Source organism: Hydrogenophaga sp. (genome assembly GCF_030651625.1).
GTDB lineage: Bacteria > Pseudomonadota > Gammaproteobacteria > Burkholderiales > Burkholderiaceae_C > Hydrogenophaga.
Map to the genome: position 1 here is coordinate 181,926 of NZ_JAUSCF010000031.1, position 15,243 is coordinate 197,168.

General features: G+C 59.8%; 11 protein-coding genes. 9 read left to right on the plus strand and 2 right to left on the minus strand.

Annotated features, from left to right (window positions below; genetic code table 11):
* The first annotated feature begins 157 nt into the window (after positions 1–157).
* The 7 genes from Q7V46_RS15535 (at position 158) to zapE (ending at position 10,177) form a co-directional block, all read left to right on the plus strand.
* Entirely contained in the window at positions 158–2,059 is a 1,902-nt protein-coding gene (locus Q7V46_RS15535) for a propionate--CoA ligase (protein WP_304914456.1), read from the plus strand.
* A 127-nt stretch (positions 2,060–2,186) separates the two neighbouring features.
* Positions 2,187–2,561 carry a helix-turn-helix transcriptional regulator gene (locus tag Q7V46_RS15540; protein WP_304914574.1) on the plus strand — a complete coding sequence of 125 codons (375 nt, stop codon included), beginning with the start codon at positions 2,187–2,189 and terminating at the stop codon, positions 2,559–2,561.
* Positions 2,562–2,808: 247 nt separating this feature from the next.
* On the plus strand, positions 2,809–5,700 hold the full coding sequence (locus Q7V46_RS15545) for a 2-oxoglutarate dehydrogenase E1 component (RefSeq protein ID WP_304914457.1): 2,892 nt from the start codon (positions 2,809–2,811) through the stop codon (positions 5,698–5,700).
* 95 nt (positions 5,701–5,795) lie between these two features.
* Positions 5,796–7,061: a 2-oxoglutarate dehydrogenase complex dihydrolipoyllysine-residue succinyltransferase gene (gene odhB, locus Q7V46_RS15550; protein ID WP_304914458.1), complete on the plus strand. Its 1,266-nt coding sequence runs from the start codon at positions 5,796–5,798 to the stop codon at positions 7,059–7,061.
* Positions 7,062–7,083: 22 nt separating this feature from the next.
* Positions 7,084–7,404 carry a PspC domain-containing protein gene (locus Q7V46_RS15555; RefSeq protein ID WP_304914575.1) on the plus strand — a complete coding sequence of 107 codons (321 nt, stop codon included), beginning with the start codon at positions 7,084–7,086 and terminating at the stop codon, positions 7,402–7,404.
* Between the two features lie 30 nt (positions 7,405–7,434).
* The gene (lpdA, locus tag Q7V46_RS15560; protein WP_304914459.1) at positions 7,435–8,862 is read left to right on the plus strand and encodes a dihydrolipoyl dehydrogenase; all 1,428 of its coding nucleotides are present in this window, start codon (positions 7,435–7,437) and stop codon (positions 8,860–8,862) included.
* Between the two features lie 211 nt (positions 8,863–9,073).
* A complete protein-coding gene (zapE, locus tag Q7V46_RS15565; RefSeq protein ID WP_304914460.1) occupies positions 9,074–10,177 on the plus strand; it encodes a cell division protein ZapE in 1,104 nt (367 codons plus the stop codon).
* Between the two features lie 59 nt (positions 10,178–10,236).
* Here zapE and Q7V46_RS15570 read toward each other — a convergent pair whose 3' ends face one another.
* Positions 10,237–10,995, minus strand: coding sequence for a PP2C family serine/threonine-protein phosphatase (locus Q7V46_RS15570; protein WP_304914461.1), 759 nt, complete (start codon positions 10,993–10,995; stop codon positions 10,237–10,239).
* Positions 10,996–11,215: 220 nt separating this feature from the next.
* On the opposite strand from Q7V46_RS15570, the gene Q7V46_RS15575 reads away from it, so the two are divergent.
* Positions 11,216–13,258 (plus strand): ATP-dependent DNA helicase, encoded by a 2,043-nt coding sequence (locus Q7V46_RS15575; RefSeq protein WP_304914462.1) that lies wholly within the window; start codon positions 11,216–11,218, stop codon positions 13,256–13,258.
* Here Q7V46_RS15575 and Q7V46_RS15580 read toward each other — a convergent pair.
* On the minus strand, positions 13,209–14,012 hold the full coding sequence (locus Q7V46_RS15580; RefSeq protein ID WP_304914576.1) for an outer membrane protein assembly factor BamD: 804 nt from the start codon (positions 14,010–14,012) through the stop codon (positions 13,209–13,211). The genes Q7V46_RS15575 and Q7V46_RS15580 overlap by 50 nt on opposite strands.
* 30 nt (positions 14,013–14,042) lie before the next feature.
* Here Q7V46_RS15580 and Q7V46_RS15585 point away from each other — a divergent pair, with 30 nt between their 5' ends.
* Positions 14,043–15,056 (plus strand): RluA family pseudouridine synthase, encoded by a 1,014-nt coding sequence (locus tag Q7V46_RS15585; RefSeq protein WP_370690358.1) that lies wholly within the window; start codon positions 14,043–14,045, stop codon positions 15,054–15,056.
* Positions 15,057–15,243 lie beyond the last annotated feature (187 nt).

Consider the following 15,243-nt stretch of genomic DNA (forward strand, 5'->3'; position numbering starts at 1 on the left):
GTTGTGCGTGTCAGCCTCTCGCAAGCCGTGTGTTCATAATTATGAATTCAGATTGAGCAATTGCTGGGCTTTGGCGGCCGCCATGGGCGAGTTGCCGTGGGATGCTCGGTGCACAAAAAAGGTTGTCCACATCTGAACTCTCAAACTGGAGACATTCATGAACGCATCCATCAACTACGCTGATTTCCATCGCCGGTCCATTGACGAGCGCGACGCCTTCTGGGGCGAGCAAGCCGCCTTGGTGGACTGGCACAAGCCGTTTGACCGCGTCTGCAACTACGACAACCCGCCATTTGCGCGATGGTTTGAAGGTGGTTTGACCAATCTGTGCCACAACGCGGTGGATCGCCATCTCAAGGACCGTGGTGATCAGAACGCCTTGATCTTTGTGTCGACCGAAACCGATACAGAGCGCACCTACAGCTTCCGGCAGTTGCATGCCGAAGTGCAGCGCATGGCTGCCATCCTCCGCGCAGAAGGTGTGAAGAAGGGTGACCGGGTGCTCATTTACATGCCCATGATTCCGGAGGCCGCATTCGCCATGCTGGCGTGCGTCCGCATCGGCGCGATCCACTCCGTGGTGTTTGGAGGGTTTGCGAGCCATTCACTGGCCAGCCGGATTGAGGATGCGTCGCCTGTGACCATCGTCAGCGCAGATGCTGGCTCCCGCAACGGGAAAGTGGTGCCTTACAAGCCGCTTCTTGACGAGGCGATCGCGCTCTCTGCGCACAAGCCCAACTCCGTCTTGATGGTTGACCGGGGGCTGGCGCCTTTTTCAGCGGTCCCGGGCCGGGATGTGGACTATGCGGGTGCGCGGCAGCGCCATCTGGATACACAGGTCGAATGCGAATGGGTGGATTCCACCCACCCCAGCTACACGCTCTACACCAGCGGCACCACCGGCAAACCCAAGGGTGTTCAGCGGGACACCGGAGGCTATGCCGTCGCCTTGGCGGCCTCCATGAAACACATTTACATGGGCGAACCGGGAGAGACCTATTTCTCTACCAGTGACATCGGCTGGGTGGTCGGTCACAGCTACATCATTTACGGACCACTGATTGCCGGCATGGCCACCATCATGTACGAGGGTCTGCCCATCCGGCCGGATGCAGGCATCTGGTGGAGCCTCGTGGAGAAGTACAAAGTCTCGGTGATGTTCAGCGCGCCCACAGCCGTGCGCGTGCTGAAAAAATACGACGCTTCGCTGCTCCGCAAATACGATCTTTCCAGTTTGAAGGCATTGTTTCTGGCAGGGGAGCCGCTGGACGAGCCCACCGCCAAGTGGATTGCAGACGCCTTGAGCAAGCCCATCATTGACAACTACTGGCAGACCGAGACCGGCTGGCCCATCCTGTCGATATGCAATGGTGTTGAGAAAGCACCCACCAAATTCGGTTCGCCCGGAAAGGCGGTTTACGGTTACAACGTCAAGCTGCTTGACGATCAAACCGGCGAAGAGCTCGTTGGCGGCAACCAGAAGGGCGTGGTGGCCATCGAAGGCCCGTTGCCTCCTGGCTGCATGCAGACGGTCTGGCAGGACGATGATCGCTTCGTCAAAACCTACTGGTCCAGCGTGCCGGGCCGCTTGGTCTACAGCACGTTTGACTGGGGCATCCGTGATGAGGACGGCTACTACTTCATCCTCGGACGCACCGACGACGTGATCAATGTGGCGGGGCACCGCCTCGGAACGCGTGAAATTGAAGAGAGCATTTCCAGCCACCCACGCATCGCCGAAGTGGCAGTGGTGGGCGTGGCCGACCAACTAAAAGGGCAGGTGGCCATGGCATTCGCCGTGGTCCGGGACGCGAGCTTGCTGACCGACGAGGCTGCCCGGCTGAAGCTGGAAGGTGAGGTCATGAAGCTGGTTGATGAGCAACTGGGCGCCGTGGCGCGTCCGTCGCGGGTGCAGTTTGTGACACTGTTGCCCAAAACGCGCAGCGGCAAGATGTTGCGCAGGGCCATACAGGCGGTGTGCGAGGGCAGGGACCCGGGCGATCTCACCACCATGGACGACCCATCGGCTTTGCAGCAGATCAAGGACATGATGGCGTGAAAGAGGGCCTGGCTCTTTGAGGATCTCGGCCCGACCGGACATCGGGTTTCAAGGCGATACAGCCCTTGGACGCAGGTGCGACTTGCCAGTATGATGCATGCTTATATTCACAAAAGTGATGCATGCCATGGAACAGATGATCGAAACTGGCGCCAACGTGGAGAAAGCCCGCGTGTTCGAGCTGGCGGCTGAGCTGTTCGGTGTGTTGGCCACGCCCATGCGGCTGCGTGTGCTGAGTGCGTTGTGCGACAAGGAAAAATCGGTGTCGCAGCTGCTTCAGGAAATCGATACCACCCAGCCCAATCTGTCGCAGCATCTGAACCTGCTTTATCGAGCCGGGGTGCTTGCCAAGCGCAAGGAAGGTACCCAGGTGATTTACCGGGTTCAAAGCGAGCAGGCTGTCACGTTGTGCAGAACCGTGTGCACCCAGATAGCGATCGAGATGGACGAACCCAGTTCCGTTCCCGCTTCGCAGAGGCTCTCACCGAGGGTGGTCTCCTGAGCCTGGGATTCAACATGCCCACTTGTTTTGTGTTGTGCGGCGCACGACAAGCGGGGTGGCATCCGTGATCATTCTGTCCATCCGGAACAGTTTTTCTCCCTGATTGATGTCTGCAATGGCACAATCGCCAATTGCAGTCAGGTCCTTCCACAGTCACTGTCGCATCCGCCAAACGGTTCAGCCGTGTCGCGGAAGGTTTTCTTAACCAGCTAATGTTTCCCGAAGGGAAACGGAGGTCAGCGGATTCATGAGCGATACCCAATCAAATGGGGGCAACGTCTATGTTGCCTACAACACCAACTCCTACCTGTTTGGCGGCAACGCCCCTTATGTGGAGGAGATGTACGAGAACTACCTGGAAAACCCCGGTAGCGTTTCTGACACCTGGCGTTCCTATTTCGACGCGCTCCAGCATGTACCGGCGGCCGACGGCACCGATGCCCGCGACGTTCCCCACCTTCCCGTCATCAATGCTTTTGCCGATCGCGCCAAGCAGGGTGGCACCAAGGTGGTGGTGGCTGCTGGCGCCGACTCCGATCTGGGTCGCAAGCGCGTAGCGGTCCAGCAACTGATTGCTGCTTATCGCAACGTCGGCGCTCGCTGGGCCGACCTGGATCCGCTCAAGCGCACCGAGCGCGAACATATTCCCGAGTTGGACCCGTCTTTTTACGGGTTCGCCGACGCCGACTTCGAAACGGTGTTCAACACCAGCAACACATTCTTCGGCAAGGAAGTCATGTCCTTGCGCGATCTGCTCAACGCCCTTCGGGAGACCTATTGCGGCTCCATCGGCGCGGAGTACATGTACATCACCGACCAGAACCAGAAGCGCTGGTGGCAGGAGAAGCTGGAATCCATTCGGTCCAAGCCGTCGTTCGATGCAGAGCACAAAAAGCACATACTGGATCGGCTCACGGCGGCAGAAGGCCTTGAGAGATTCCTGCATACCAAGTACGTCGGGCAAAAACGGTTCTCCCTTGAAGGTGGCGAAAGCTTTATCGCCTCGATGGATGAGCTCATCCGCTCCGGCGGTGTCGCCGGCCTCCAGGAAATCGTGATCGGAATGGCCCACCGCGGTCGCTTGAACGTGCTGGTCAACACACTTGGCAAGATGCCCAAGGATCTGTTCGCCGAGTTCGACCACACGGCCCCTGAAGACCTGCCTTCTGGTGACGTCAAGTACCACCAGGGTTTCAGCTCCGACGTGTCCACCCCCGGCGGCCCGGTACACCTCACGCTGGCCTTCAACCCCTCCCACCTCGAAATCGTCAACCCTGTGGTGGAAGGCTCCGTGCGCGCCCGCATGGACCGTCGCGGCGACCCGCTGGGCAAGCAGGTACTTCCCGTGCAGGTGCATGGCGACGCTGCATTTGCCGGCCAGGGCGTGGTGATGGAAACCCTCGCACTTGCCGAGACGCGCGGCTACACGACGGGTGGCACCGTGCACCTGGTGATCAACAACCAGATCGGCTTCACCACCTCTGACCCTCGCGACAGTCGCTCCACACTGTACTGCTCGGACATCGTCAAGATGATTGAAGCGCCGGTGCTGCACGTCAACGGTGACGACCCTGAGGCCGTGGTGCTGGCCACGCGCCTGGCTCTCGAGTTTCGCCTGACTTTCCAGAAGGACGTGGTGGTCGACATCGTCTGCTTCCGCAAGCTGGGTCACAACGAACAGGACACCCCCAGCCTGACCCAGCCGCTGATGTACAAGAAGATCGCGGCCCATCCCGGCACCCGCAAGCTCTACGCCGACAAACTGGCTGCGCAAGGCCTGGGCGAAACGCTGGGCGACGACATGGCAAAGGCCTACCGCGCCGCACTTGACGCAGGACGGCACACGGTAGACCCCGTGCTCACCAATTTCAAGAGCAAGTACGCAGTCGACTGGACGCCTTTCCTGGGCAAGAAATGGACCGATGCAGCGGACACCGCGATTCCTCTGGCCGAGTGGACCCGTTTGGCAGAGAGCCTGACCACGGTGCCTGAAAGTATCAGTCCTCACCAGCTGGTGAAAAAAGTCTACGCCGACCGCGCGGCGATGGGCCGGGGCGACATTCCGGTGGACTGGGGCATGGGTGAACACATGGCGTTTGCCTCGCTGGTGGCCAGTGGTTTCCCAGTGCGCCTTTCTGGGGAGGACTGCGGGCGCGGCACGTTCACGCACCGTCACGCGGTTATCCACGACCAGAACCGTGAAAAGTACCACGAAGGCACCTACATCCCCCTGCAGAATGTCGCCGACAACCAGGCACCATTCGTGGTGATCGACTCGATCCTGTCAGAGGAAGCGGTTCTGGGTTTCGAATATGGCTATGCGTCGAACGATCCCAACACCCTGGTGATCTGGGAGGCACAGTTTGGCGACTTTGCCAATGGCGCACAGGTGGTGATCGACCAGTTCATTGCTTCCGGCGAAGTCAAGTGGGGCCGTGTCAACGGCATCACCCTGATGCTGCCTCACGGCTATGAGGGTCAGGGCCCGGAACACAGTTCGGCTCGCGTGGAGCGTTTCATGCAGCTGGCGGCCGACACCAACATGCAGATCGTGCAGCCCACCACGGCCAGCCAGATCTTCCATGTGCTTCGCAGGCAGATGGTGCGCAACTTGCGCAAGCCACTCATCATCTTCACGCCGAAATCGCTGCTGCGCAACAAGGACGCCACCTCACCGCTGTCCGAGTTCACCAAAGGCAGCTTCCAGACCATCATCCCCGAGCAGAACGCCGATGTCGTCAAGAAGGCCGACAAGGTCAAGCGCATCATCTGCTGCTCAGGCAAGGTCTACTACGATCTGGTGAAGAAGCGCGAGGAAAAGGGGTCGGACGACGTGGTGATTCTGCGTGTCGAGCAGCTCTACCCGTTCCCGCACAAGGTGTTTGGTGCAGAGATCAGGAAGTACCCGAACGCCACCGACATCGTCTGGTGCCAGGATGAACCGCAGAATCAGGGCGCCTGGTTCTTCGTGCAGCACTACATTCACGAGAACATGCTGGACGGCCAGAAGCTCGGTTATGCCGGCCGGGTGGCGTCGGCCTCGCCTGCAGTCGGTTATGCCCACTTGCACCAGGAGCAGCAGAAAACGCTGATCGAGGCGGCATTCGGCAAGCTCAAGGGATTCATCCTCACCAAATGAACAGTGCCAGGGCGGGGAGCGTCAGCTGTGCCGGTGAATCGCCGGACCGTGGCATTTCCTTCTCCTGACGCGTAAAGCAATACCAGGAAAGAAAAATGGCAATCGTAGAAGTCAAGGTTCCCCAGTTGTCCGAGTCGGTGGCCGAAGCCACCTTGTTGCAATGGAAGAAAAAAGCCGGTGATGCGGTCGCGCTCGACGAGATCCTGATCGAGATCGAGACCGACAAAGTCGTGTTGGAAGTGCCGGCTCCCGCTGCCGGCGTGCTGGTGGAACTGGTACAGGTGGACGGTGCGACCGTGGCCGCCGAACAGTTGATCGCGCGCATCGACACCGAAGCAGTGGCTGGCGCTGGTGCATCGGCGCCGACCGAATCCGCTGCGCCCGCTCAGGCTGCTGCTCCTGCTGCAGCGGCCTCGTCATCTTCCAAGGCCGGTGTGGCCATGCCCGCTGCAGCCAAGCTCATGGCCGACAACAAGCTCGCGGCTGGTTCGGTCAGCGGGACTGGAAAAGACGGTCGCGTTACCAAGGGCGACGTGCTCTCAGCCGTGGCGGGCGGTGCCACAGCGCCCAAGACGGCAGTGGCCGCACCCGTGGCAATCCCGACGGGTGCACCATCCAGGGTGCTGCCTCAGGTCGCCGTGGTGGCACCGGATCTGGGCGACCGCCCTGAAGAGCGTGTACCCATGACCCGCCTGCGTGCCCGTGTGGCTGAGCGACTGTTGCAGTCTCAGTCCACCAACGCCATCCTGACAACCTTCAACGAGATCAACATGGCCCCGGTCATGGAGATGCGCAAGAAGTTCCAGGAGCGGTTCGAGAAGGAACACGGCGTCAAGCTCGGTTTCATGAGCTTTTTCGTGAAGGCGGCGGTGCATGCGCTCAAGAAGTACCCCATCCTCAACGCCTCGGTGGACGGCAACGACATCGTGTACCACGGGTATTTCGACATCGGTATCGCAGTGGGATCTCCGCGTGGCCTGGTGGTGCCCATCATCCGCAACGCGGATCAGATGAGTTTTGCCGACATCGAGAAGAAGATCGCCGAATTCGGTCAGAAGGCCAAGGACGGCAAGATCGGGCTGGACGACCTCACTGGCGGCACGTTCTCCATCTCCAATGGCGGCACCTTCGGCTCGATGATGTCCACTCCCATCATCAACCCGCCGCAGTCGGCCATCCTCGGGGTCCATGCCACCAAGGAGCGCGCCATGGTGGAAAACGGCCAGGTGGTCGTGCGTCCGATGAACTACTTCGCCTTGTCTTACGACCACCGCATCATCGACGGCCGCGAGGCCGTGCTGGGTCTGGTGGCCATGAAGGAAGCGCTGGAAGATCCCGCGCGTCTGCTGTTCGACATCTGATGTCGAGAAAGGCGCCTTGACCATGTCTCTGGCAGACGAACTTCTGAAACTCGAGCAACTCCGCGAACGCGGAAGCCTGTCGGTGGAAGAGTTTGAGCGGGCAAAATCCCGTCTGCTGGGTACGGGGTCGACACCGCAGAATCCTTCCGAACTGGCGCAGGCCTTGAACAACCTGCGTCGCTCCCGCACCGACAAGTGGATCGCCGGCGTCTGTGGCGGGCTTGCTGCCGCCACTGGCGCAGACGCCTGGATCTGGCGATTGTTGCTGTCCGTGCTGTTTTTTGCGGGAGGTACAGGGCTGGTCCTCTACATCCTGCTTTGGATCTTCGTGCCCGCTGAATGAGTGAAGCGGGCACCAACCGAGAGTTTGAACATGTCCCAGTCTTTTGATGTGATCGTCATTGGTGGCGGTCCCGGTGGATACATTGCGGCCATTCGTGCCGCCCAGCTTGGCTTCAAGGTGGCCTGTATCGACGAATGGAAGAATGCCGCTGGCGGCCCCGCGCCTGGCGGCACCTGCACCAATGTGGGTTGTATTCCCTCCAAGGCCCTGCTGCAGTCGTCTGAGCACTTCGACCACGCCAACCACCACTTCGCTGACCACGGCATCAGCGCAACCAACGTGAAGATCGACATCGCCAGGATGATCGGTCGCAAGGACACGGTGGTCAAACAGAACAACGACGGCATCCTGTACCTGTTCAAGAAGAACAAGATCACGTTTTTCCACGGGCGTGGTTCGTTCGTCAAGACAGTGGAAGCGGGCTACGAGATCCAGGTAGCCGGCGAGAAGGAAGAAGTCCTCACAGGCCAGCAGATCATTGTGGCCACTGGCTCCAATGCCAGAGCGCTGCCTGGTGTGCCCTTTGATGAAGAAACCGTGCTGTCCAATGACGGCGCCCTGCGCATCGGTTCGGTTCCCAAAAAGTTGGTCTTGATCGGCTCTGGCGTGATCGGTCTTGAGATGGGCTCGGTCTGGCGCCGTCTGGGTTCCGACGTGATCATTCTGGAAGGTTTGCCGACCTTCCTGGGTGCGGTTGATGAACAGATCGCCAAGGAAGCCAAGAAGGCGTTTGACAAACAGGGCCTGAAGATCGAACTGGGCGTGAAGGTCGGCGACATCAAGACCACCAAGAAGGGCGTGAGTGTGTCTTACACGAACGCCAAAGGTGAAGCGCAGAGCATCGATGCCGACAAACTGATTGTCTCGATCGGCCGGGTGCCCAACACCATCGGCCTGAACGCCGAAGCGGTCGGTCTGCAGCTGGACGAGCGTGGTGCCATCGTCGTGGACGAAGCGTGCCGCACCAGTCTCAAAGGCGTGTGGGCCGTGGGCGACGTGGTTCGTGGCCCCATGCTGGCGCACAAGGCGGAAGAAGAGGGCGTTGCCGTGGCCGAGCGCATCGCCGGTCAGCATGGGCATGTGAACTTCAACACCGTTCCCTGGGTGATCTACACCAGCCCGGAAATCGCCTGGGTGGGCCGCACCGAGCAGCAGCTCAAGGCCGACGGCGTGAAATACAAGGCCGGCACCTTCCCGTTCCTTGCCAACGGCCGTGCACGAGCGCTGGGCGACACCACCGGCATGGTCAAGTTCCTCGCCGATGCCACAACCGACGAAATCCTGGGCGTGCACATTGTGGGCCCCATGGCTTCGGAATTGATTGCCGAAGCGGTGGTGGCGATGGAGTTCAAGGCCAGTGCCGAGGACATTGCCCGGATTTGCCATGCACATCCTTCACTGTCCGAGGCCACGAAGGAGGCCGCACTGGCTGTGGACAAACGGACGCTGAACTTTTGATCCGCACCTGTCGGTTGCTCACGGCGAGTGGTTGCGTACGGGCGACTCGCAGGGTCGGCTGCCTTTCGGATCCGTGGAGGCAGGCCCGGCCAGACCTGGAGTCGCGGCTATTGACGTCTCAAAAGGGTCGCCCCTGCAGATCGGCAGAGCCGGTGTTGCAGGGTAGCTGCGCAAGCCCGATGCAGGGAGCAAGTCCATGCCCATTTGAGGGATGCCCGTGTCTGTAAGGGCGTTCTATGAGGCCGCTCTCAAGGAACGCGGCTACAAGACCGATCCTGCGCAGCAACGTGCGATTGACGCATTGGAGCGCTGCGCGAGCGAGTGGGCACACTACAAGCAAAAACGGTCGAACCCGCTGAAAAAGCTCATCAACCGGCCAGATATTCCTCGCGGCGTGTACATGTACGGTGGCGTGGGCCGGGGCAAGAGTTTTCTGATGGACTGCTTCTTCAATGCGGTGCCGATCCGGCGCAAGACCCGCCTGCATTTTCATGAGTTCATGCGCGAGGTGCACCGCGAACTGCGTGATCTGCAGGGTACAGTGAACCCGCTGGATGAGCTGGGTCTGCGAATGGCCAGACGCTACAAGCTCATTTGCTTTGACGAGTTTCATGTGGCGGACGTGACCGACGCCATGATCCTGCACCGCCTGCTGGATGCGCTCTTCAAGGCAGGCGTGGGCTTTGTCACCACCTCCAACTTCCACCCGGATGGTTTGTACCCGGACGGATTGCATCGCGATCGCATTCTGCCTGCCATCGAGCTGTTGAAGCAGCGCCTGGAAGTGCTGAGTGTGGACAACGGCACCGATTACCGGCAGCGAACTCTCACGCATGTGCAGCTGTACCACTGTCCTCTGGGGGCAGATTCAGATACCGCCATGGAGGAAACTTTCAGCCAGCTGGCCGAGACTGCCGATCAGGACCCGGTCATGCGAATCGAGTCGCGGGAAATACAGGCGTTGCGGCGCGCTGGCGGTGTGATCTGGTTCGACTTCAGAACGCTTTGCGGCGGTCCACGATCACAGAACGACTATCTGGAAATCGCCACCCAGTTCCACACCCTGATGCTGTCGAATGTGCCTCAGATGTCGGTGCGCCAGGCGTCGGAGGCAAGGCGATTTACCTGGCTGATTGATGTGTTGTATGACCGCCGTGTGAAGTTGGTCATGTCGGCGGCGGTGCCGCCCGAGCATTTGTATACCGAAGGACCAATGTCGCACGAATTCCCTAGAACGGTATCGCGACTGAACGAAATGCAGTCGGCGGAGTTCACTGCGCTGGAGCACCGCTTGGTCGATACCAGCCTGACCTGACCACGTTGTCCTGGTGCAATGGCCGCAAACCAGAAAAAGGCTGTTTGCCTGAGTGCAGATCAGCCCAGTGGATCGAGCTTGACAATGACCAGGGAGAGGTTGTCTCCCATGCCTTTGGATCTCGAGCGAGCCTTCTGGATCAGGAATTCGCAGGCCTCGCGCGGTGAGAGCATGGCCACGGTGCTCGACAGCTCTTCCGGCGTGAAGTAGTGCCAGACCCCATCGCTACATGCAACGATGGCATCACCGGTTACCAGCTGGGAAACCACGTGTATGTCCACCGGTGGATCGTTGTCGGTACCCAGGCAGCCCATGAGGATGTTGGAATGCGGGTGGTCCAGCGCTTCTTCTTCGCTGATTTCGCCCTGATTGACCAGCGTCTGAACGTAGGAATGGTCCATGGTTCTGAACACCATTTTTCCATGTCTGAAGTGGTAGATTCGCGAATCGCCTGCGTGCACCCAGTGGCTGTCACCTGCTGGATTCACGAGGAACGCTGCAATCGTACTGTGAGGCTCTTGCTCAGCGGAAACAGCGGTCAGCTTGATGACCAGATGCGATTCTTCAACAATTTGTCTCAGCAGGGCCGCACTGTCATCAGAGTCCGGGTCGTAGCGCTCAAAGAGTTGGCGGGCTGTCAGCATCACCTGGTCTGACGCTTTTCTTCCACCGCTGCGACCACCCATGCCATCGGCCACGACCGCCAGGAGGCAGCCACTGTGGCGGGGATGATGCAAGAGGCAAACCTGATCCTGCTGGTAGTCGCGGTCACCTTTGTGGATCCCGGTGGAAGCCTGAATGCGGTAGCCTTTGGACATAGTGAATCTTGTAGTCAGTCAATGGAAGCGGTGACCGCAGAACCTTCGCAATGGTAACGACGAAATCTGGTTGTGCGAGCAGCCTATCACCAAAACCGAGGCCATCGGACCGTTGTGAACACGATTCGATCCACAAGGCAGTGGCTGGCTGGCTTCAGGGCCTGATACCTTGACGACACTTGAGCGACAGGTACTCGAGGCCTGGGCCGAAGGAGGTGCCATGGCTCGGGGCGACCTGCGCCTCCAGCAAAGAGAGGGGCAGATCGAGATGGCCAGGCTGGTGGCACATGCGATCACGCTGCATGGCAGTCTGGTGGTGGAAGCTGGTACTGGGGTGGGCAAGACGTTTGCCTATCTCGTTCCCCTTCTGCTGAGTGGGCAGCGTGCCGTGCTGTCCACCGCCACTCACGTGCTTCAGGCGCAACTGGCCCAGCGCGACATACCGGCGGTAACTCGGTTGTTGGGTATTCCGGTGCGTGTGGCGGTTCTCAAGGGGCGCTCCAGCTATGTGTGCCTGCATCGACTTGAGCAGGCGTGTCAGGAGAATGGCGGACGATTGCGAGACCCGGCGCTCTCAGTGCAGCTGGAAAACATTCGACACTGGGCCCGAGGGTCCCAACAAGGCGATTTTTCTGAACTCGACGGATGGGATGGGCAGTCGCAAATGGCTGCGCTTGCGGGTTCCACCACTGAGAATTGCCTGCGTTCGGCCTGCCCACGGGTTGCAGATTGCCACTATTTGCGCGCCAAGCGCCAAGCCGCGTCGGCCGACTGGGTCGTACTGAATCATCACCTCTTTTTTGCTGAGACGACGGGTCGACGATCTGGCGACACCAGCCTGCTGACCGGACGAGGCGTGGTGGTGTTTGACGAGGCACATCATCTGAATGAGGTCGGCACCCAGCAACTGGCGGCCGTTGTGGGAACAAGGCAGCTGAACGCTTTCGCCCGCGACCTTGTGAATCAGGGCAAGCTGTGGGCGCAAGGGTTGCGTCCCTGGAGCCATCTGGCCATGTCCATTGGCCAGGCGGTTCGGCTGATCGAGGAAATGGCGGGAAGCGCAGGGTTGTCAGGGCGCCGCAGCCGATGGGACGGTGCCGTGCCAAGTGGCCTGGATGGAGATGCGTGGGCAAGGGCCGCCATTGCCATGGACACAGCATTGCGTTCTGCATATGAAAGCCTGCGAGGCACCGCTTCGTCATCGCCGGATCTTGGTCGCCTTCTTGAGCGAGCGCACGATCTGGTGGTGGCATGGCGCAGACTGGCCCGAGGCAGAGGCCCTGACGGGATGCATGAGGTGTGCTGGATTGACTGGGGCGAAGAGGGCGTCGGATCAAACGGATGGGCGCTGATGAGTGGTCCTTCTGAAAGCGCAGATTTTTTTCAGCAGCTGATGGATGGCCCGGAGGCGGATGCAACTGGCTGGATATTCACTTCCGCCACACTGGGTCACGACACCTCTCTCTCTTGGTTTACCGAGCGTCTAGGGCTCAAGGCGCGAGAGGGAGTCCAGACTGCACAAATTCCGAGCCCGTTCCACCGTGTGAACCAGATGGCGCTGTTCGTGCCACGGCGACTGCCCATGCCCTCAGAGCCTGCGCACAGCATCGCTCTTGCTGATGCCATTGCGAACTGGGCGTCCCAGCTGGGAGGGCGAACACTTGTATTGACCACCACCCGAAAGGCGGCCTATCGAATTGCACATCGCCTGCGCTGGCAAGTGGCACGGGGTGGCTGCGAAGTGCTGAATGTGCTGGACGAATCCATGTGCCCACGTGCACATCTTCTGCAACGGTTTCGCGATGCGGGCGCACCTTCGCTGCATGATTGCGATCCTGACCAGGCCTCGGTGCTGGTCTCATCGATGGCGTTCTGGGAGGGGATTGATCTGACTGGCGATGTGCTTCAGCTTCTGGTGATCGACAAGTTGCCGTTTCCGCCACCGGATGATCCGGTCATGGAAGCGAGAAGCAGGCAGCTTTCAATCAAAGGCCTTGATCCGTTTGTTCACGGATTGCTTTCGGAAACCAAGCTGACGCTCAAGCAGGGCGTTGGCCGGTTGATCCGTTCGGCAGACGACCGGGGCATCGCTGTCATTGGCGACAAGCGGCTGCTGCTGAGGGAATACGGACCGCAACTGTTGGCCATTTTGCCGCCACATCGTCAATTGATGGACGACACAGAAATGATGGCCGAGTTGGCCAGCATGCGGCTCACCAGACCTTCCACCAGGGATCCGAAGATTTCCGGAAGCCCTGGGTGAGAAAGGTGCTTTGCGGAAAGTTGGTTTCCATGACGCGCCGCGCGTCGTCCCTCAACTGATCCATGCCCAAAGCGTCGTAAGACTGAACCAGGATGTAAAGCGCCTCTTCAAGTGCAGGTGCATCTGCATAGTCGACCAGCGCCGACTGGGCGCGGTTGATCGCCGCCACATGGGCACCACGGCTGTAGTAGTAGCGTGCAACGTGAACCTCATACTGAGCCAGCGAGTTCACGATGTAGGTCATGCGAATCCTCGCATCAGCCGAATAACGCGAATCCGGGAAGCGGTTGACCAGATCCTTGAATGCCTCAAAAGACTCTTTCGCCGCCTTTTGGTCGCGTTCCGACAAGTCTTGCCGTGCAAGTGATCCGAAAAGGCCGAGATTGTCGTTGAATGAAACCAAACCCTTCAGGTAGAGCGCGTAGTCCATGGCCGGGCTGGTGGGATGAAGGCGCATGAAACGGTCGATTGCAGCCTGGGCCTGCGCTGGCTCTCCAGCTTTGTAGTGTGTGTAGGCCTTGTCCAGTTGGGCTTGTTGGGCCAGCGGGGTGCCGGCAGCACGACCTTCAAGCTTCTCGTACAACACGACCGCTTTGTCGAAGTTGCCAGAATCGCGCTCGTCCCGCGCTTCGCTTAAGAGCCTGTTGGGACTCCATCCAAGGGTGTTGTCGACGGGTGTGCTGCTGCATCCCGAGAGGGCCAGCGTTGCACCGATCAGGGGCAGCGACACAACCGATAATCTGAACGAACGTATCACACGCGCACCTTTACAACGGAACAAAGCTTGAACGCTGAAATTATATCGATGGGGGAAGATCTCGAAGACCCTCTGGATACACCTGCTGACGTTGTGCTTTCAGAGGTGGAAATTCGGCATGGCGAGGTTCCAGCAGACATGCACGGCTGGCGGCTGGATCGGGTGCTCGCACGCCTGATCCCCGAGTTCTCGCGCACCTACTTGCAGCAGCTCATCGTCGATGGCGCGGTCGAACTGCGGGGCACACCCCAGCGAAAGCCCGCAGTCCGTTTGACCGTGGGTGATCGCCTCGCCGTGGGACTTCGGCCTCCGCAGCAGGTCCAGGCCTTTGTGGCAGAAGAAATGAGCCTGGATGTGGTGTTCGAGGACGCCGATCTGCTGGTGATACATAAACCGGCGGGCTTGGTGGTTCATCCGGGCGCGGGCAACTGGAGCGGTACGCTGCTCAACGGCTTGCTGGCCTTTCATGCGGGGGCTTCAGCACTGCCGCGCGCAGGCATCGTGCACCGCCTGGACAAGGACACCTCGGGCCTCATGCTGGTGGGAAAGTCGCGCCGCGCTGTGGACGCGCTGGTTCGTGCAATTGCTGCCCGGGACGTCAAACGCCTCTACCTCGCCTTGGCCCATGGGCGCTGGAGTAGCCAGCCAGAAATCACAGTCGACCAGGCCATTGGCCGGGATGTTCGCAACCGCCTGCGGATGGCCGTGGTGGAGGCGGGAAGCGGCAAGCCGGCCCAAACCACGCTGACCGTCCTAGAAAAGACCGATCAGGCCTCCTTGCTGGTCTGTCGACTGCACACTGGGCGCACCCACCAGATTCGGGTGCACGGGGCCTGGTTGGGGCACCCTTTGGTGGGTGACGTGCTGTATGGGGGCCGTCCATTGTGGGGACTGACTCGCCAGGCTCTTCATGCCACTCGTCTGGAGTTGAATCACCCAGTGACGGGGAAACCCCTGGTGTTTCGATCAGACCCTCCGCAAGATTTCAAGGAAGCCTTGAAGCAAGCCGGGCTCCATTACAATCCGGAGTGTCTGGATTGATTGCGTCAGAGACAGGTGGCACGGCAGAGTTGTCGCTGTGAAGCGGTTTGTCGACCACAAAACACCACACTCTGGCGCCAACGTGATTCTCGCCTTCCCGGTCACCACAGACCGTGCGTTGAGATATACGCCAACACCCGCCGCATCCCATGCCAGTCGCTCAGCGGGTATTGCATGATTTTCTCCT